General features: G+C 46.9%; 19 protein-coding genes. 14 read left to right on the top strand and 5 right to left on the bottom strand.

Going from position 1 to position 19,428, the window contains the following annotated elements:
• Positions 1-66: 66 nt before the first annotated feature.
• A complete protein-coding gene (locus KQJ23_RS22765; RefSeq protein WP_216481189.1) occupies positions 67-438 on the bottom strand; it encodes an ArsR/SmtB family transcription factor in 372 nt (123 codons plus the stop codon).
• 228 nt (positions 439-666) lie between these two features.
• Between KQJ23_RS22765 and KQJ23_RS22760 the strand changes: the two genes are divergently transcribed.
• From KQJ23_RS22760 to pssA, 3 genes are all read left to right on the top strand, one after another.
• The gene (locus tag KQJ23_RS22760) at positions 667-1,629 is read left to right on the top strand and encodes an arsenic resistance protein (protein ID WP_216481203.1); all 963 of its coding nucleotides are present in this window, start codon (positions 667-669) and stop codon (positions 1,627-1,629) included.
• A gap of 88 nt (positions 1,630-1,717) precedes the next feature.
• The gene (locus tag KQJ23_RS22755) at positions 1,718-2,416 is read left to right on the top strand and encodes a TVP38/TMEM64 family protein (RefSeq protein WP_216481188.1); all 699 of its coding nucleotides are present in this window, start codon (positions 1,718-1,720) and stop codon (positions 2,414-2,416) included.
• Positions 2,417-2,421: 5 nt separating this feature from the next.
• Positions 2,422-2,943 carry a CDP-diacylglycerol--serine O-phosphatidyltransferase gene (gene pssA / locus KQJ23_RS22750; protein WP_216481187.1) on the top strand — a complete coding sequence of 174 codons (522 nt, stop codon included), beginning with the start codon at positions 2,422-2,424 and terminating at the stop codon, positions 2,941-2,943.
• 28 nt (positions 2,944-2,971) lie between these two features.
• Here pssA and KQJ23_RS22745 read toward each other — a convergent pair whose 3' ends face one another.
• The 3 genes from KQJ23_RS22745 to KQJ23_RS22735 all read right to left on the bottom strand — a co-directional run bounded on the left by KQJ23_RS22745 (position 2,972) and on the right by KQJ23_RS22735 (position 5,531).
• Positions 2,972-4,297, bottom strand: coding sequence for a HAMP domain-containing sensor histidine kinase (locus KQJ23_RS22745; protein ID WP_216481186.1), 1,326 nt, complete (start codon positions 4,295-4,297; stop codon positions 2,972-2,974).
• Positions 4,290-4,988: a response regulator transcription factor gene (locus KQJ23_RS22740; protein ID WP_216481185.1), complete on the bottom strand. Its 699-nt coding sequence runs from the start codon at positions 4,986-4,988 to the stop codon at positions 4,290-4,292. Before KQJ23_RS22740 ends, KQJ23_RS22745 begins: the two co-directional genes overlap by 8 nt.
• 201 nt (positions 4,989-5,189) lie before the next feature.
• Complete coding sequence (locus KQJ23_RS22735; protein WP_216481184.1) at positions 5,190-5,531, bottom strand: winged helix-turn-helix transcriptional regulator; 342 nt, start codon at positions 5,529-5,531, stop codon at positions 5,190-5,192.
• Positions 5,532-5,698: 167 nt separating this feature from the next.
• Here KQJ23_RS22735 and KQJ23_RS22730 point away from each other — a divergent pair, with 167 nt between their 5' ends.
• The 4 genes from KQJ23_RS22730 to KQJ23_RS22715 all read left to right on the top strand — a co-directional run bounded on the left by KQJ23_RS22730 (position 5,699) and on the right by KQJ23_RS22715 (position 10,168).
• Positions 5,699-6,796: an FAD-dependent monooxygenase gene (locus tag KQJ23_RS22730; RefSeq protein WP_216481183.1), complete on the top strand. Its 1,098-nt coding sequence runs from the start codon at positions 5,699-5,701 to the stop codon at positions 6,794-6,796.
• A 204-nt stretch (positions 6,797-7,000) separates the two neighbouring features.
• Positions 7,001-7,804 carry a GTP cyclohydrolase II gene (locus KQJ23_RS22725; protein ID WP_216481182.1) on the top strand — a complete coding sequence of 268 codons (804 nt, stop codon included), beginning with the start codon at positions 7,001-7,003 and terminating at the stop codon, positions 7,802-7,804.
• A complete protein-coding gene (gene ribD / locus KQJ23_RS22720) occupies positions 7,801-8,886 on the top strand; it encodes a bifunctional diaminohydroxyphosphoribosylaminopyrimidine deaminase/5-amino-6-(5-phosphoribosylamino)uracil reductase RibD (RefSeq protein WP_216481181.1) in 1,086 nt (361 codons plus the stop codon). Before KQJ23_RS22725 ends, ribD begins: the two co-directional genes overlap by 4 nt.
• A gap of 142 nt (positions 8,887-9,028) precedes the next feature.
• The gene (locus KQJ23_RS22715) at positions 9,029-10,168 is read left to right on the top strand and encodes an amidohydrolase family protein (RefSeq protein ID WP_249530001.1); all 1,140 of its coding nucleotides are present in this window, start codon (positions 9,029-9,031) and stop codon (positions 10,166-10,168) included.
• A 161-nt stretch (positions 10,169-10,329) separates the two neighbouring features.
• Here the strand turns inward: KQJ23_RS22715 and KQJ23_RS22710 are convergent, their stop codons facing one another.
• A complete protein-coding gene (locus tag KQJ23_RS22710) occupies positions 10,330-12,690 on the bottom strand; it encodes an ABC transporter ATP-binding protein/permease (protein ID WP_216481180.1) in 2,361 nt (786 codons plus the stop codon).
• A gap of 224 nt (positions 12,691-12,914) precedes the next feature.
• Between KQJ23_RS22710 and KQJ23_RS22705 the strand changes: the two genes are divergently transcribed.
• The 7 genes from KQJ23_RS22705 (at position 12,915) to KQJ23_RS22675 (ending at position 19,323) form a co-directional block, all read left to right on the top strand.
• Entirely contained in the window at positions 12,915-13,433 is a 519-nt protein-coding gene (locus tag KQJ23_RS22705) for a GNAT family N-acetyltransferase (RefSeq protein WP_216481179.1), read from the top strand.
• Positions 13,434-13,594: 161 nt separating this feature from the next.
• Positions 13,595-15,541 (top strand): ATP-dependent DNA helicase, encoded by a 1,947-nt coding sequence (locus tag KQJ23_RS22700; RefSeq protein WP_216481178.1) that lies wholly within the window; start codon positions 13,595-13,597, stop codon positions 15,539-15,541.
• A gap of 62 nt (positions 15,542-15,603) precedes the next feature.
• The gene (locus KQJ23_RS22695; RefSeq protein ID WP_249530000.1) at positions 15,604-16,254 is read left to right on the top strand and encodes a lipase family protein; all 651 of its coding nucleotides are present in this window, start codon (positions 15,604-15,606) and stop codon (positions 16,252-16,254) included.
• Between the two features lie 27 nt (positions 16,255-16,281).
• Positions 16,282-16,500, top strand: a complete 219-nt coding sequence (locus KQJ23_RS24215) for a GyrI-like domain-containing protein (RefSeq protein WP_216481201.1) — start codon at positions 16,282-16,284, stop codon at positions 16,498-16,500.
• A gap of 113 nt (positions 16,501-16,613) precedes the next feature.
• Positions 16,614-17,555, top strand: a complete 942-nt coding sequence (locus KQJ23_RS22685) for a hypothetical protein (RefSeq protein WP_216481176.1) — start codon at positions 16,614-16,616, stop codon at positions 17,553-17,555.
• Between the two features lie 293 nt (positions 17,556-17,848).
• Positions 17,849-19,042: a winged helix-turn-helix domain-containing protein gene (locus tag KQJ23_RS22680; RefSeq protein ID WP_216481175.1), complete on the top strand. Its 1,194-nt coding sequence runs from the start codon at positions 17,849-17,851 to the stop codon at positions 19,040-19,042.
• Between the two features lie 35 nt (positions 19,043-19,077).
• A complete protein-coding gene (locus KQJ23_RS22675; protein WP_216481174.1) occupies positions 19,078-19,323 on the top strand; it encodes a hypothetical protein in 246 nt (81 codons plus the stop codon).
• Positions 19,324-19,428 lie beyond the last annotated feature (105 nt).

Below are 19,428 nucleotides of genomic sequence, written 5' to 3'. Positions count from 1 at the left end.
GACTGTCCCGCAAGCCACTTTGATGGCGAACGGGGCAGTCCTTGTATTTTGCGCATATTAATTTGTTCACCCGTGGTTCGTGTGCTGAAGCGTCTGCAGGAATATTTGCTCGATATGCGTATCATCCAGCGAGTAGTAGACAGTCTTTCCAACCTTGCGCCGCTTTACGATTCTAAGATTGCGCAAATAGCGGAGCTGGTGAGAGACGGCAGATTGTCCCATTTCAAGGAGCACGGTTAAATCGTGCACGCACAGTTCTCTCTTTAGCAGAGCGCTAATGATTTTTACCCGTGTCGGATCACTGAAGGCCTTGAACCAGTCGGCTACCTGAACCGCAGCCTGGTCATTGATCAGCTCCGTCTTTACCGCATTCAGGTCCACGGCCGTTCCTGAACAGGTCGTATCGCAATCATCAACGGTTTTTATGGGCTGTACCATGGGCAATCACCTTTCTGTTAGGCCTATTAAAATGCGAGTTCAAAACGTGATCAAAAGATGACTTTTTGAACAACCTCTTTAAACGAAAACATTACAATTAAGCCGCTATTGTCCTCACAATAACATATTAGGTTGCAAGGAGCAAGATTTTCACCTGTGCAGGAAGGGGGCGGGTGAAATTCATGACGAGTTGTCTGTGATATAATTCGAGTAAAAATAAGGAGTGAGATCATGTTATCCAGAGAAGGATTAGAGAAGAACCAAATTCCTGTATACATAATTGCAATTATCCTTGGCGGTATTGCCGGGCTGATCCACACAAAGATAGGAGGTCTGTTGGAGCCGGTTGTTTCCATTGCGATTGCAGTGCTGTTATTCAGCATGTTCTGCCAGATCCCGTTTCTCGAACTGAGAGAGGCGCTTCATAATGGCCGTTTCATAGGGGCGTTATTGCTTGTGAACTTTGTTCTCATTCCTATACTTGTATTCCTGTTGATCAAAGTATTCCCGCAGCCCGGTCCCGTTCTGATGGGGGTATGTCTGGTGCTCCTGACTCCGTGCATAGACTATGTCATTGTTTTTACACAGTTGGGAAAAGGAAATGAAAAGCTCATCCTAGCGTCTACGCCGGTGCTGTTTGTTGTTCAAATGTTGCTGCTGCCTCTTTACCTATGGCTGTTCATAGGCACTGAAGCATCCCAAGTCGTAAGAATCGGCCCCTTCGTTGAGGCCTTTGTATATATGATTCTCTTTCCATTGGGGCTGGCTCTGGCTTTACAATTTTCAGCAAAGAAAAGCGGGCCTGGAAGCAAGGTGCTTGACTTTACAGCTTGGCTCCCTGTTCCATTTATGGCCCTAGTGCTCTTTCTGGTGATAGGGTCTCAGATTGACCGGGTGATCAATGACTTTGCCATGATCATTTCCGTGATTCCTATTTATGTCCTGTTTCACTTCTTTGCGCCGCTGATTGCGCGCTTTGCCGCATTAGTATTTCAGATTGAACCATCTGATGGAAGAGCCTTGCTATTTAGTGCCGGGACGCGCAATTCTTTAGTCGTGCTTCCGCTTGCTCTAATCTTGCCGGGTGAGATGGCAACCATAGCGGCCGCAGTTATTGTTACTCAAACGATTGTAGAACTCATTGCAGAACTCATATATATCAAAGTCGTGCCTAAATTTTTATACAAATAGAGTAGAACAATTAAGAATTATTAAGATTCAACGTGGCCCATTCTTAAGATTAATTCGGTAGACTAAACGGACCGAAGAGGAAATTAAGTTGAAAGGACCGCTAACGTTGGGAGCCATAACAAAACAGAACCTTTACAGAATCCTTCTCATATTGCTTGCAGCCGCCGTACTTATACCTGTGCTGATCTATTTACCTGAAATTCTTAAATTGACCGTCTCCATCGATGACTTTAGGGACTATATCTTATCCACGGGGAAATCCGGCCCTATCATCTTTATATTCTTTCAAATTCTTCAAACTGTCATCGCCCCGATCCCTGGTGAGGTTATCCAGATTGCAGGCGGGTATATATATGGGACAACCTTAGGAACGACGTACTCCACATTAGGTTTGTTGATCGGTGCGATCACTGCCTTTTACTTTACTCGACTCTTAGGAAGAGCTTATGTTGAGAAGCTGTTGAACAAGAACAAGTTAAAGTGGATGGCAAACCTGCTTGGCAATAAGAAGTTTGCTATCTTTTTGTTTCTCATTTTTATCATTCCAGGGATGCCCAAGGATATGTTCATTTATGCAGCTGGGCTAACGCCAATAAAACCCTTGAAATTTTTCACCATTCTGTTAGTCGCTCGTTTTCCGTGGCTGCTGGCCTCGGTATGCATCGGTTCGAATATTTATCATAAAAACTACGTTGCCACGGTAGTCATAGTCATTGTAGCGGTGACGGCATTTTTATTGGGTATTATCTATAAGGACAAACTGATAAACTCCACGGATAGCAGGTGAAGATTATGTTTATAAAAAGTGTGCCTAATCTACTAACGTTCGCCAATCTGTCCTTGGGTGTGCTTTCGATCCTTGAAGTTTCTAAGGGTCACTACATGTTAAGTGCTGTATTTATACTTGTTGCAGCGTTTATCGATCGATATGACGGGAGAATTGCACGACATTTTAATGTATGCAGTGAATTTGGAGGAGAGTTGGATTCATTAGCCGACTTGGTTTCATTCGGCGTTGCACCAGCCATTTTGCTGCATCACAAGTTTAATTCGCCTGACTATGGATATTATGAGGTTCTTGGAATTGTTCTAATGCTGCTGTTCGTGATTGCGGGGTCCTACAGATTAGGCCGATATAACGTGCAAAAATTTGATGGAGACTTTCGGGGGCTGCCCATTACTGTAGCTGGTTTCGTGCTCTCGATTTATTCATTAGCCGTACCAAGCACGCGAGGCTCCTTCATTGCTGCGATGGTTCTATTATTGATCCTGTCCCTATGCATGGTCTCGAATTTTAAACTCAGAAAAATATAAGCATGACTAGAAAGGTTGAACCGGCTTCTTAGTTCAACCTTTCTTGGATAGTAAAGCTGATGTGTACAGTGAAGACTTCTTTGGTCCGTGAAATTGAAAAATGCCCGTGATGTTTCTCAATGATCCTCGCGCAGGTTTTGATTCCAATTCCAGTGCCAATTTCCTTTTTTATATCGGTATTAATATGATTCTCTATGGTTAAGCTTAAGAGCCGCTCGGATATATCGCTTCTAATATTGACGGGGATGGATTTGTTGCCGTACTTAATAATGTTGGAGAAAATATTATCGAAGACCCTGCGAATGGAAACAAGATGGACATGGATCGTAAAGGGCTGTTCGAAGGTGTCAAGATGAAATTGAAATCCGTTATTCTGCAGGATCAACAGCTGCTCGTCTATAAGCTGGTCGATTAATTCGTTACCATTGAAGGCGTCAAGCTCGAGATCATCCTCATCGGTTTTAAAGACCGTGAAATATTCAAACAACTTGTCCGAGAGCTGTTTAATTTGATAGGCTTTATCTCTGCTGTTATGAATATACTTGATCAAGTCTTCGCGAGTCTTGTATTTTTCATATTTTATAATATCCAGGTAGCCGAGAAGGGCAGTAAGAGGGGTCCGTAAATCATGAGACATGGCAGTGACCAGCTCGCGATTCGCGACTTTAGCGTTATTCTCACTGTTCAGCCGCTCGATAAAGGATCTTCTCATTTCATTGATGCTTGCAGCCAGAGAAGAGAGCTCATCATTTCCTCTAATAGAAATGGGATAATCTAAGTTGCCGCCTTCCAGTATTTTGATCTCTTGCTCAAGCCTGCTGATATATGATGTTTTCTGATTGATAAAGATCAGGATTAGCACTATAAATGCCAGCACACTGACTGCGACGTTAAGAATCGTAACGATGTAGTAGTATTTGTATTCAAAAAAGAATTCCATATAGACTCTTGCATTGGTATCTGAAAACTCAAGATTATAGATCAACTGATCGTTTATCGTCGCATTAAAAAGGTATTCTCTGCTTTGGGTGGCTGCCTTATACCCGTCTGTGGCAAAGAGCAGCAGGTTATCCTTGAAAAGATATACGTTGACGTATTTTTCATTCCGGACCCAGGCGGCCATTTTCTCATGATCCGTAGTTGCTATGCGATTCTCAGCTACAAAATCCTGAAATGCAGAGAGTGCATCGCTTTGCTGATTTTTAATGAACGAAGTTTTAATGAGATAGTTTTCCAATAGTCCTTCGCTTGCTGTTTGGAGCAATAGAAAAAGTCCTGCTGCCAGCGCAAGAGAGAGGAGAAGAGCCCAAATCAGCTTTGCCTTTAACCTTCCGATAAAAAAGTTCTTATTCAATTCGGTAACCCTTTCCCCATACGGTTTTAATGTATTCAGGGCTCTGAGGATTCTTCTCCAATTTACTGCGAAGATTACGGATATGAACCATTACCGTATTATTGCAGTTGTAAAAGTAAGGCTCTTCCCAGACGCTTTCGTATATATTCTGAGCGGAAAAGATCTTCTTCCTGTTCTCAGCCAGCAGCATCAGGATTTTGTACTCTATTTCCGTTAACGTGATCTCCTCGCCAGAAATGGATACCTCATTTGAAGCTGTGCTGATGCTTAATTCACCAATTGAAATCGTATTGGCAGAGAGTGGCTTATCTTTCCCTTTATATACATAATATCTTCTCAGTAAGGCCTTCACTCGGGTTACCAATTCTGTATATGAAAATGGCTTCGACATATAGTCATCACTGCCTGAGGAGAACGCCAGATACTTATCAGAATCATTGGTTTTGGCAGTCAAAAACAAAATAGGGGCGCTTGATTTTTCTCTAATCTCCATGCACGCTTTGAAACCGGACTTTCCTGGCATCATAATATCAAGTATGATTAGATCCACACTCTCATCCACTTTTGCTACCGCAACATCGCCGTCTTCGGCTTCAATGACATCGTAATTTTCACTCTCTAACAGTACGCGGACGATTTCCCTGATTTCGTCGTTATCATCGGCTATAAGTATCTTCTGTGAAAGACTCATCAATTCTACCCCCGGCACTTCAATATGCCTCAAGTATAGTACGGAATATTCGATTAAGCTATGCTCCTTAAGAGACTTAAGAATTCTTAAGAATGAATTGCGTTCATGCATCATAAAAGCAGCACTCCCCCCGGCTACGGTGTCTGGGAGAGTGCTGCTTTTGGGTAGAGAAATGGACTAACTTTAAAGCGGGTAGAAAGCTCAGGAGGGAATGCGATCCTCTTCGGGGGACAATTGAATCCAACAAGTTGCCCAATGCTGGATTTGATCTAGTATAGGGGCAAGCTCGGCTCCTTTGTCGGTGAGAGAATACTCAATCCGAACCGGCTTCTCGGGATAAACAGTACGTGTAACAATGCCTTCCTCTTCAAGCTCCTTCAGACGGTCCGAAAGGACTTTCCCGCTCAGGTTGCGCAGTGAGCCCTCAATGGCCGCAAACCGCTGAGGTCCCGGGAGCAGCTGATGCAGAATTAGGGTCGTCCAGCGCTTGCTAAGGATATCTACAGCTTTTTCAAATCTTGGACAAACTTCAGGTACTTGCATGAGTATCACCTCTGTGATCAACATTATACAGCAACTATCATAAAACAACAACCTAAATAAAATACAATTAATTACTTGACTTAACATAGTAATGATTATAAACTAACTTACATAAAGTAACTCAATTACTCTGAATTCTGATTGTGATTTGTCTAGGAGGAAGTTCTATGAATTTAAAGACGGAAGTATGTATTGTGGGTGCCGGACCAGCGGGAATGCTGTTAGCCTGTCTGCTGCTTCGTCAAGGTATGCGAGTCACGCTTGTGGAGAAGCTGAATGAGCTTGGACCCCGGTTTCGCGGAGAAATATTGAATGATGTCGGCGTAGCTGTATTGGAGCGCCGCGATCTCTTGGAACGGATTGCTGAAGAGGCGGTATTGCCGCTGAAAAGGATAGAGTATTGGGAGCAGGGCCTATTGACCAGAACGCTATTTCCTGAAGAGACGGAAGGGAATGTCGGCGTTCACGTTCCGCAGAAGGATTTGCTTCAGCCCATGCTCGAAGAGGCATTGAACCATGAATCCTTTACGTATCTGCTTGGACACACGGTTAAGGAGCTCGTGACGGACGAAAGCGGACGAACGATCGGAATTGTAGCTGCCTGTCAAAAAACAGGGCAAAGTAAAACGATATTCAGCTCGCTTATTGTAGGGGCAGATGGAAGATATTCTACTGTGCGCAAGCTTGCTGGGGTTGAGACCGTTACAACAGACCATGGATACGATCTGCTGTGGGCGCGAATTCCGGCTCCGGAGAGCTGGGAGCCAATCATCCGTTCATCTGTAGAAGAAGGACAGCAGCTGCATTTGTTTACGCAAGCCAGAGGCTTCATCCAAATCGGATGGAATATTGCCAAGGGCAGCTATGGAAAGCTGAGAAAAGAAAGCTTCGAACCCTTTATCGGACGTTTAATTGCGGCTTTTCCAGACTTGGAGAATCATGTCCGCGAGCATATTCGATCCTGGCATGACTTTGTTCTGTTAGACATTTTCAGCAGACAGAGCGAAACTTGGATAAAGGATGGATTAGTACTCATTGGAGATGCGGCTCATACGATGACACCGACAGGGGCCTTCGGTTTGAATGAAGCGCTGCGGGATGCGGAGCAGCTGGCTGAGGAACTAGGCTCCTCATTCATCAACGGAGGTTTATCGCTTCTGCATCTGAACGTATTTGTACAGGAGCGGCGAGCGGTTGCGGAAGAGCTGCAGCGCCGGCAATTGGACATGGAAGCAGAGTATGCCTATCAATTTTCCGCAGTTTAAAATGCAAGTTCAAAAAGTCAGCTTTTCAGCACCGAGAAGGTTGCGAGAACCCGAAGAAGGAGGAACGGAGTGTAGGCAGCCCCTACATGAGTACTGGACTTCGAGGGTGAACGCAAGATTCGATGTCGAATCAACTTCTCGAAATACTTCGTGATCAAAAGATGACTTTTTGAACAACCTTTAAAAGAGAAGGGACAGTATATCATGATAAACGAACAAGCTTTGGCGGTCTTGAAGGATAAGATTCAGCCTGTATATACGAAGGATCAAGTTCAATTTCTGGTAGGTCCGGTCAAGCTTCCGGTAAATCTGGATGGTCAGACAGTAACATTTCAATGGTACAACTGGCTTACCTTGGGCAAGCATGAAATAGAGGGGATTCGAGAAGACGAAATGGCTGCGCATATCATCGCCAAGCTCCCTACGATGAGTTTGGCCGAGGGGCAACAGTCCAGTGTACTGGTCTATGGCGACTTCGAACATGCCGAGGATGCCCTGATTCGGATGCATAGTATCTGCCATACCGGAGATATTTTTGGAAGCAAGCGCTGTGATTGCGGTTATCAACTGCATCAATCGATGAGAATGATTGTAGAACGCGGAGCGGGAGCCGTTTTTTATTTAGCGAACCATGAAGGAAGAGGCATCGGGCTATTCAGCAAATCGATGGCCTATCTGCTTCAGGAGGAAGGTATGGATACGGTAGAAGCCAATCTGGCTTTGGGCTTTGCGGATGACTCCCGCAATTATGATGCCGCCATAGGAGTACTGGCTCATTTGAGACAAAGACCGGTAACCCTGATCACCAACAATCCAAAGAAGCTTGCTGCGATGAAGGAATCCGGTATGAATCTGTCCGGACGAGTGCCTTTATGGGGAGATGTATCGGAGTTCAATCTTAAATATTTGCAGACAAAGGTTCAGCGCTCAGGCCATCTTGCCTCGCAAGAGGGAGAAGGGCGGCAGTTGAGCGTGGCGGAACTGATCCTGGAGGATCATGTATCATGATTGAGCATGAGAAGTATATGCGGCTTGCCCTCGAAAATGCGCGAGCAACTGAAGGGCAGACGTCGCCAAATCCCCAAGTGGGAGCCGTCCTTGTTAAGGATGGCCGCCTTGTCGGTATAGGAGCCCATTTAAAGCCGGGAGAACCACACGCTGAGGTTCACGCATTGAAAATGGCAGGGGAGAAGGCCAGGGGAGCGACAGCTTATGTCACCTTGGAGCCTTGCTCTCATCATGGACGGACCGGCCCATGCGCCGAAGCGCTTATCCATGCCGGGGTAAAGCGTGTCGTTATTGCTGCCCTGGATCCTAATCCGTTAGTGTCCGGCCGCGGTATTGCCCTGCTGGAAAACGCCGGGATCGAGGTAATTAAAGGAATCTGTGAGCAAGAATCCATTCGGATGAATGAGGTATTCAACAAATACATTGTCACCAGACGTCCCTTCGTTACTCTCAAGGCTGCTTCAACGCTGGACGGAAAAATTGCAACCCGCACAGGCAGCAGCAAGTGGATTACGTCGGAGTCGGCACGGGAGGATGTACATCAGCTGCGGCATATTAACCAGGCGATTCTGGTAGGTGTTCAAACGGTGATTGCAGATGATCCGCAGTTGAATACTCGGCTTCCGGGCGGACGGAGTCCGATTCGTATTGTGCTCGACAGCACGCTGCGCATTCCGGAGCATGCCCGTATGCTTGGCGATAGAGGGGCGCCCGTGTATATCTTTGCTGGCGCTCAAGCGGCTCTCTCAAAGAAGCGGGCGCTTGAGGATCGGGGAGCAAAGGTGTTTATTACCCCGGGCGAACGGCCTGATCTGGCAGAGGTGCTGGATGTGCTGGGAAGTCAGGAGATATCGTCCTTGTTGGTAGAAGGGGGCGGCGAGGTGCATGCTTCCTTTATTAGCCAAGGATTGGCGGACAAATTAGTGCTCTATATAGCACCCAAGCTGGTGGGCGGAGCGTTGGCCCCGGGCTTTATCGGGGGACAGGGAGTCAGTATGATGGATCAGGCCATTCCTTTGCGGGAGATGCATGTTGAAATGCTAGGCCCGGATTTAAAGCTGGAGGGGTACTTTTCCAAGTAATAGGTTCTAGGTTGAAGGCTTTTATATCTGAAGCTATATGGTCAGCAACCCTTAATGGGTCGCTGGCTTTTTGTCTTAGTTGCACAAGTATGGAATGTGGTATAATTTATGGAAAAGTTTCAGATGAAGCGAGGAGATTCAAATGACCAAAAGGTCGATGGTTTATATGCTCGTTACCGTCGTCGTTATCTTAATGGTTACTTTTAGCCTGTGGAAAAGGATGGACGAGCCGTCTGATAATGTGCCGGTCACGACGACTTCTTCTCCAACGGACTCATCCCTCACTACTTCTGATACAACAGAGACGGACACGGAGAGCGATTCGACAGAGACGGAAGTGAAAAGTCTGTACGATCTGGTTACCGAGTACGGCGATTTGCAGCTTGTCGACGCGCATAATCATGATGCCAGCGGACTCGCCTATTATAAGATGCAGAGAAGCTGGGAGCACTCCAGTGTCGACCGAATTGTTCTTTTTGGAGATGTGTCCGAACCTTCAGCAATCAAGACGGACGAAATTGCCTGGGGTGCTTACGAGGAAGCTCCGGATCGGTTCATCCCATTTTTCTCCGGAATCAATCTTCTGGACGAGTCTGGACTTCAGACGGTTCGGGACAATTTGGAGAAAGGGTATTTCGGGATCGGGGAAATTGCCGCGGCCTCGACCTATTCTCCCGCTTTGGCCAATGTTGCTTGGAAAACCAAAGATCCAATGGATGGAATCTTACCGGACATTTACAAGCTCTGCGCAGAATATAAGGCCCCCGTGTTATTACATATCGACCCTCCGAACGGCGCACCCGTCTTCAAACTGGAGGAAGCGCTCGAGGCCTATCCCGATACGACCTTCATATTTGCTCATATCAATGCTCATAATTCACCGTACAATGTCGAGTCTTTATTAGAGAAGCATCCTAATCTGTATGCAGATTTTTTTGCCGGTTTTACAGCATTTAATCCGGAGAGCGCCTACGAGCTTGACGATTTCATTCCAGTCATTAAGAAGTTCCCGGATCGGTTTCTATTAAGCACGGATTCCGGGTACGGTTTGTCCGGTGGAGAAGAGAAGGCTATCGAAGGAATGTATCGCCTCATGGATGCTTTGGATGATCGCCAAATCGCTCAGCAAGTTGCTGGCGGTAACCTTGAAGAGTTAATTCGTATCCAGCCCGCAACAGACACGCAGCTTGAAGCGCTTCGCAATTTGCCTGACATGGAGCGGGATTTGGCCAACCTTACAAAAGAGGAAGCAGGGAAGCTGTTACTGGACTATAAGCAATGAGCGGGTAACGGATTGCCAAAAACCTATTGAAATTCTATATCCGAATTGCTGAGAAAGCGCTGAATTGATTTTAAGAGATAATAAAGCCCACCAAAGGCTGGAGGCCGAAGGTGGGCTTCTCTATTATCAGCGTATTTCAAAATCTGTATCCATTATAGCGGTTATTCGCTTCGCAGCGCCGTTACCGGATTTTTGCGCGCGGCGAGCTTGGCAGGTATAAATCCGCCGAGAATCGTCAGCAGAACGTTCAGAAGGATCAACAATATCGCATGCAGCGGGTTCAGCAATGAGACATTAGAGAGGTCCGTGAGCGATTTGATAATCATATTCGTTGGAATCGTCAGCAAATAGGTAATACCTATGGCAAGCAGACCCGAGAAGGAGCCGATGATGAAGGTTTCGGCATTGAAGACGCGGGTGATGTCTTTTTTACGGGCCCCGAGTGCACGCAGCACGCCAATTTCCTTCGTTCGTTCCAACACAGAGATGTAGGTGATAATCCCGATCATAATCATGGAGACGACCAGGGAGATGGAAGCGAACGCGATAAGTACCAATGTAATAGCGTTCATAATTCCACCCGATAGACTGGTAACCAGCGCGGCCATGTCAGTATAGACAATCTTGTCCTCACTGGATAATCCTTCGTTCCACTTGTCCAAATAGGCGACGATCTCTTCCTTGGCATCGAAGTCTACCGGATAGATGGAGATGGACGACGGGATACTGCTTGCGCCCAGAAGGGTAAGAACGCCTTCCTTTGTTTCCATGATGCTGCTTCCGCCTGCACCTGGCATCATCGCAGATGGTCCTACACCAGCGGATTGTCCGGCGGTTTTGGAGAATACCTCCCCAGTTAACACATTAATATCATCCGAAGCTTCTTGAGCTTTGACAATTTCCGAATTTTGCGCGGTTTCGATGAAATTCTGGGCTAATCCGTCAGAGTAAGAAATGCCGGCTGACAGAGTAGACATGGGCGATTCTTCCTGCAGCCGAACGATGCCTGCTATTTTGACTGAGACGGCATCTGGACTGTTGTACATCTCCATCAGGTTAGAGGCGCTGCCGTTAACCGTGTAGAGGTCGCCGGACTTCACATAATACACGTCATTTGGAATCAAACGGAATTCCTTGCCGATGATCTCATCGAAGCTGATATGATCAGCCTCATAGTCCAAACCGAGCGTTTCTACAGTTGCGACATCAAGACGGTTATACTTGTCCAAAATCAGCACCAGATCAGTATCTTTAGAAGGAAAGGAGCCCGCAAGCAGATCATAGTATTTTTCCAGATAGCTGCCGGGATCACTTCCGTTCTTGCTAGGGAAAGAGGTAAAACCGGCTGCGTTAACGGCAGTGGCCGTATTGCCGTCAGATTTCAGAATATTCATATTCACTGATCGTACATACGAGGTGCCGTCGACAAGTTTCGGGTCGAGCCCTTCGAGATGAACAAGATAATCCTTGGTAATCACGTTATTGTGCACGATTGTATTTTCGCTTGGGTCATATGGATAGACATTTGTGCTGTCTGGAAATTCTGTCAGGGTATCCTCGGGATCCTCAGCCATGGCCTCAGTCAAGTCCATGCTGACGGCCGAATAATTGATCATGACGGGAAAATTGGACAAAGCGCCGGCTTCATAATTCGTAATTTGCTTGTTAAAGCCGTTAGATAATGACAGAATCAGCGCGATGCCGATGATCCCGATGCTCGAAGCAAAGGCGGTCAGTGTCGTGCGCCATTTCTTGGTCAGAATATTCTTGCCGGACAGCTTAAGTGCAGTCAGGAAGCTCATCGACGTTTTTTTCAACTGGTAGTCTGAGCTGACCTTCTGCTCGGGCAGTGGATTGCTGTCAGAGATGATTCGACCGTCGCGGAATTCCACCGTGCGGTCTGTGTACTTTGCAGCTAGCTCAGGATTATGCGTTACCATTACGACCAGCTTGTCCTTGGCGATTTCCTTGATCAGCTCCATGATTTGTTCGCTTGTGGCGGTATCCAGCGCACCGGTCGGCTCATCGGCAAGAATGATATCCGGATCATTGGCTAGCGCACGAGCAATGGCGACGCGCTGCATTTGGCCGCCGGAGAGCTGATTTGGCTTTTTATGCATATGATCCTTCAGGCCGACGCGCTCCAGCACGATCCGGGCTTTCTCCCGTTTCTCAGTTGCGGGGACACCGCTCAGCGTCATGCCCATTTCTACATTGTCCATGATGCTGAGATGGTTGATCAGATTGTAGCTTTGGAAGATGAAGCCCACGCTGTTATTACGGTAGGCGTCCCAATCGCTTTCCGAGAATTGCTGTGTCGATTTGCCGTTGATCACCAGATCACCGCTGTCATATTGATCCAGCCCGCCTATAATGTTGAGAGAGGTGGTCTTGCCGGAGCCGCTGGGACCCAGAATGGCTACAAATTCATTCGCTCGCAAATTCAAACTGACATTGTCGAGGGCAACTTGTGTGAAGTCGCCGGTGGTGTAGCTTTTACTGATATTTTTCAACTGAAGCATAATCCTTCTCCTGCCTTTCCTATCCGCTTTAATAATCTATGATCTGTGTAATGGAGGATAGCGTACCACATGAATATAAACTGAACATGAACCGGGCCCACCCTTTGTGATAATATTATGTAATATACTGCTTCACCTATGATCGTGAAAATTATTACTAAGATGGGTAACAGAATTATGATTAATTTAGGAAAATTAACCTAGACAAAGCAAGGGTGAGGGGTATGAAAAGGCTTGTAACGGAACGCTTGATACTGCGAGACTGGCAAGAAAGTGATGTCGCTGACTTGTATGAGTTTTCTAAAAGCCCAAATGTAATGATGGCGGGCGCGAAAGTGCATGAGAGTATTGACGAAAGCCTTCAATGTGTTATTTCTTTTATCCAAAGTCAAGATACTTGGGCAATTGCCTTAAAAGAGAACAACAAACCGATAGGTTGGATCGGTCTTTATGATACTAATAGACATAACAAGTATAAGGAAGTAGAGTTCGTTTTATCCGAATATTACCAAAACAAAGGGTATGTTACAGAAGCAGTTAAGCGAATTCTTCATTATGCTTTTGACGAGCTTGATTTAATGGTGGTTGCTGCCTGCCATTATCCTATTAATATTAAATCCAAGCGTGTGATTGAAAAATGCGGTTTTACATATGAAGGAACGTTACGCAAGTATAGCAAGAATTTATCCGACAGTCTAAGGTATTCCATGATTAAAGAAGAATGGGAAGACCTATACAATTAATATCTTTGCAAATATTCCCGCGGGTTTCACCGCTGTCGGGAATCCCTGCGCGAAATGTTGCACGAAAACAATGTACATGATATGATTGGTCATTTCAAAGATCGAAAGATTATGAACGATAATCGAACATTAACAGCAAGAAAGCAGAGGTCTTTTATAACGTGGAATCTTACCCTTTTACTTATGATCCTGGCATCCCATTCATGCAACAAGCAGCGGATTGGGTGGCGGATGTATTTTACGAGCTGCTGCCGGAAGCGGGCTTTGAAGTTCGGGATGAGCAAATCTATATGGCGTTTCAACTGGAAAAGGCATTTGCCGACAAACAAATCATTTTTGCCGAAGCGGGAGTAGGTACAGGGAAAACGCTGGCTTATCTTCTGTACGCGGTATGTTATGCCAGGTACATGCGCAAGCCTGCGGTCATTGCCTGCGCGGATGAGTCCTTGATTGAGCAGCTTGTCAAACCGGAGGGGGATATCGCGAAACTGGTCAAGCATTTGGAGCTGACCATCGATGCGCGGCTCGGCAAATCGCCGGATCAATATCTGTGCTTGAAGAAGCTGGATCAAGCGAGAATCCGAGGAACGGCAGATCTAAATGGGGAAGAAATTGCGGCAGGCTTGCCCAGCTTCGTTAATTCCTCTGCGCCAATGCAGGCCTTCCATGCCTACGGAGACCGGAGAGATTATCCGCAGCTTAACGACGAACAGTGGAATATCGTCAATTGGGATCCCTTTCAGGATTGCTTCACCTGCGACCGCCGCCACCGGTGCGGGCAGACGCTGTCCCGGGATTATTACCGGCGCGCTGCCGATATCATCATCTGCTCGCATGATTATTATCTGGAGCATGTGTGGACCTATGAAGGACGCAAACGGGAAGGGCAACTGCCGCTCCTGCCTGAGCATTCCTCCGTCGTATTCGATGAGGGGCATCTGCTGGAATCGGCGGCTATGAAGGCGTTCGGCTATAAAATGAAGCATTCGACCTTCGAGGAATTAATTACGCGCCTCCTGCAAAATGAGATTCGTGAAGCTCTGGCCGTATTGATCGATGAGGCAATCGAGCAGAGCGAGGTGATGTTTGAGGCGTTCGAGAGAAGCAATCTTTCCATAACGGGTTCGGACCGCAGAGAAATCGTCTTGAACGAGGCGCTACTTGGCGCAGTGCGCCGGTTCAGGGACATCATTTCGGCGATTGAAGAGGAGCTTGTCTTTGAAGGAGAGCTGTACACGCTGGATCACTACCAGCTTCGTATCGTTGAGGAGCATATGGAAATGATGCAAAAAGCGCTCCTCCTGTTCGAGCAGACGGAGTCGACAGTGATCAGTTGGGTAGAGGACAGTCCGGAAGGGCTTATGCTCTCTGTCATGCCGGGTACGGTTAAGGAAATGCTAAAAAACCAGGTGTTCCACCTTCGGATGCCGGTCGTATTTTCGTCAGCGACGATGGCCGTGGAGAGTTCTTTCCGTTATCTTGCAGACAGTCTTGGCATTGAAAGCTTCCTGTCCTTTTCCGTAGATTCCCCCTATGCGTATCAAGAACAGATGGAGGTACTAGCTCCACAATGGCCGCTTGCTGACGGATTCAACGGAAAAATGAAGGAAGCGGTGCGGCTCTTGCAGCAAACGGGCGGCAGAGCGCTAATTCTTTTCCCGACTCGTGAAGAGCTTCGTCAGTTCAAGGAAAGCGTGAAGTTCGAGCCGATGCTTCAGGGGATGTCCTTCTACTATGAAGGCGACAGTGAGATCAGTCATTTGATCTCCGCATTCCAGCAGGAGGAGGAGAGCGTTCTCTGTGCGGTCAGCCTGTGGGAAGGACTCGATATTCCCGGGCCATCGCTAATGAACGTGATGGTCTGGTCGCTGCCATTTCCGCCGCTTGATCCTGTATTCAATGCTCGGCGAAAAGCTGTTGCCGATCCCTTTCAGGAGGTAGACATGCCTTATATGCTGCTGCGGCTGCGTCAAGGCATCGGTCGGCTAATCCGTTCACGGGACGACTCAGGCATTGTCGCGCTGATGGGCGAAGAGATTCGGACTCATCCCGAGGTGAGGGAAAAAGTGAGATCTGTTCTTCCCAAAGGGGCTGAGCTAAAGTTATGATTGAAGCTTTTGTCTCCCCCCATAGCAGATGTACGGACAAATGCCGAACGGTGGTTTGCTTTTTGGCCGGTATTCTGACATATCGGAACAATTTTGAAGCCGCAGCGTACGAGGTTGCCCAAAGATATCCCGACGCTAAAATCGTAGTCATTTTTCCCTACGGGATGGCAAGTGGAACCAGCCGTTCTGTACTGCATCGTCTGCTAACCCGACAGCTGGCACAGGTTGGATATGATCTGATTCACGGCCCTTCCCAGAGGGTGCGGCTTGTATCGGAAATCATTCGTGAGCACATCGTGTCTCCAGATCAGCTTCTCCTGATCGGGCATAGTGCCGGCGGAGTGGTCGCGTATCGTTCCGGGCTTATTCTTGCCGAGAAGTATGAACAAGAGCAGGTGCGGGTTGTAGCTGTTGGAAGCCCTAAATTCCACTTGAAGGATATCCCGTTCAACAAGCGTTTCACCTATATCAGCGGTCGGAATCCGGACCGGATTACTCGGATCGGCAGCTGGCGCAGGCCGGGTTCCCGGGTATACTGCGGAAAGCCTGGGCTGGACATCCAGCTGGACTTCAATCCGGGCAACTTGGGATGGCAATATCATGCTTCTTATTTTCTCAAATCGTCCTGGATGGATCAGAATCACGTCCCGCATTCGAATGTGGAAGACCTCATCTCCAAAATTCATGAGCTACATCCAGAATTTGAAGAATGATGTGCTGAAACTTATCATAATGGACTTATAAGAGGTAAAAATGAATTTGCAGGGTTCGCCCTCGCACATTTCAGTATTCAGAGAGAGGATTACGGCTTTCATTTCTACTATATTCAAGAGTGGCTGCCCTCGTCAGGTTACCGCCGTGCGGAGGAGAGTGTCCCAGATATTGAGGTCTACCCGGAACCTGATATGCCGAAAGCTAACTTCAAGTATGAGCTTTGGTTTCCGGTAGTCAAAGAATAACGCATAGAACAATACGATAAAAAGAAAGGGCCATCCCGCGATGGCCCTAAGTTCTACTGTTACAGACAGCATGGGGAACGCATCTTATACCTCCTGAATATGAACTTGACTCTATGGATCCATTGACTTACGAACGTATGTTTGGTATTTTGGATATTAGTATCATATTCTATTTGGATGGTGGTAGAGTGCATATGAGTGAAACCTTAGCGACAGCACGTTCATTCTTACTTACACATGCCCGTTTATTGGAACGCCGATTATTTGAAGTTCTCTTTGAAGGTGCTCATCCTGCTTTGGTCGGTAATGTTGTACGTGCCTATCAAAATTCTGATGGCGGCCTCGGCCATGCTTTAGAGCCTGACGTTCGTTGTCCGGAAAGCCAACCGCTTCTCACTTCTTTTGGCCTTGGAGCATTAGAAGAGGCGGGGTATCGGAACTTGGAATTTGCAACATCTATATGTAACTATCTTCAATCCGTGTCGGACAAGAAAGGCCTTGTCCCATTTTTTCTGAAGTCAGCTAATCAGTCACCTCTTGCAAGTCATTGGATGCATTCAACAGTATCACCGGGTTTTAACCCTACCGCCGAGCTTTGTGGACTTCTTCATTACCAGGGGGTCGAACATGAGTGGCTTTCAGTAGCAACAGAAACTTGTTGCGAAATGTTTGTCAAGGAGCCTCCTCTTGAAGCCCATGCACTTTTATGCGCTGTCAGATTGGCAGAATACATACCCGACAAGGCCATGGCAGAAAATCTGCTGGATGTTATCGCAACTGCTCTTCCGCGTGCTAGTTTTTTTAAACTGGATGCTGCTTCAGATGCTTACGGACTAACGCCTCTTCATTTCGCACGTAAACCTGGATCAATAAGCCGACCATTGTTCACCCAAAGCCAGATCGACAATCATCTTGAAGTTCTTACAAAACAACAACTGCCGGATGGCGGGTGGCCAATAAGCTGGGAAGCTCCCGGGCCTGCTTCAGAATTGGAGTGGCGTGGTCGAGTGACTATAGAGGCCATTTGCAGGTTATCTGCATACGGCATAATATAAGAGTTTGAACTAAGGCCATCCCTCACAAAAGGATTGGCTTATTATTACGAATTTGCCTATTGTACAAATAGAGGCAGCTCAAGCGTGAATGCCTGGGCTTTTCTTGATTTTTAAAATGAGCGCACAGGATTCGGAATAGCTAAGGATTGTGGTTTATCTGGCATTCAAGGCAGGAACAAATGTTTGCATTTCTCCTTTTCTTTTGGGAAAATACTTTGTATGATAAAAAAAGAGACGTGAAGTTCGGTATTGCCTTGGACTCAGCCTGTACTAAATTAGAGGTAGGTGCGAACATGATTCAATTAACAAACCGCCAGGCACGGCAATTTCTGTTGTTGAAGCATGGACTATTGGGCGAATATAAATTTAATGGGAAGCAGGGCGTAATGGACTTTGCCCGGCAGGTCGGCTGCATTCAATACGATCCCATCGATGTCTGCGGAAAAAATGCCGAGTTGGTGCTGCAGTCGCGAATCAAGGGATTTACCAAGGGAATGCTCGCCGAGCTGCTGTATGAGGATAGAAGCCTTGTTGATTATCCTGATAAGAACCTGGCCATTATCCCCGTCGAGGACTGGCCGTATTTTGAGCGATACAGGCAAGCCGCGAGGCGGCATGCCGAACGCTATCCGGAAATGGAAGCGTTAATAACGCAGGTGCGGGATCATATCCAAAATCACGGTGTACTAAGTTCGGATGATTTAAAATTGGATGGGGATTTCTCTTGGCAATCGGCCATCCACTGGAGCAGCGGAACCAATTCATCTCGATCGGTGCTGGAGCAGATGTATTCGACAGGTGAGTTGATAATTCATCATAAAAAAGGAACACGTAAATATTACGACTTTGCCAAGAATTACATACATCCAAATCTGCTGGATGCCTCAGAGCCGCTGGAGGATGAACTTGAGCATCATAAGTGGCGGGTACTGCGCCGGATCGGTGCTGTCGGCCTTTTATGGAATCGTGCGTCAGATGCATGGCTGAATATATGGGGGCTGAAAGCAGATCAGCGCAACGAGGTTTTTCGCCGGCTATTCCACGAAGCTCGCATTGTTGCTGTCTCCGTGGAATATATGAAAGATATGCTATACTGCCGCGCTGAGGACTTGCCGCTTATTGAAGCCGTCCTACAAAATCCGAAGCCGAAATTTCGCTGCGAGCTGATTGCTCCGCTAGACAATTTCATATGGGACAGAAAGCTGATCAACGAATTGTTTGGCTTCGATTATACCTGGGAGATTTACACCCCTGCAATCAAACGGAAATTCGGCTATTATGCGCTCCCTCTATTATATGGAGAGAGCTTCATTGGACGGGCAGAGATCATCGCGGAGCGAAAAACGGGAACACTCTTTGTAAAAAATATCTGGTACGAGAATGGTGTAAAGCAAACAACGCAATTACGAACAGCCTTGAACCGTTGTCTCCAAAAGTTTGCCTTATTCAACGGCTGCGAGACGATTTCGGCAGAGTCTATGGATTGAAGGGGGAAAGGTGAATGTGAAGAGAGAAGATAAAGGTGGTTACTTTTCAACGCGCTCATGTAGAAGCGGCCGGGATGCTTCTGTCAGCACGCCACGCTGAAGAACGAGAAAAGACGCCCAGCTTGCCGAAATTATTTGAAGAACCGCTGCATACCAGACAAGTAATCGATGCATTGCTAGAGAAGGAGAATGTTAGTGGAGTCGCTGCTTTCAGGTACGGTACATTGATCCCCGTATTGCTTGGGCCACAGGAAAAGCGTAAATTTGAATCTGTCCCTTAGAAAGGGGGCTTTTTTGCTTATAGGCTTGAATAGGTCTGTCAATCGTCTGTGAAAATGTCACCTTAACTGTGCTATGAAAATGTCACTTATTTGTTGGAGTCTCCT

Origin of the sequence: Paenibacillus brevis, assembly GCF_018919145.1 — a bacterium.
Lineage (GTDB): Bacteria > Bacillota > Bacilli > Paenibacillales > Paenibacillaceae > Fontibacillus > Fontibacillus brevis.
This window is presented reverse-complemented; position numbering and strand designations above follow the sequence as displayed.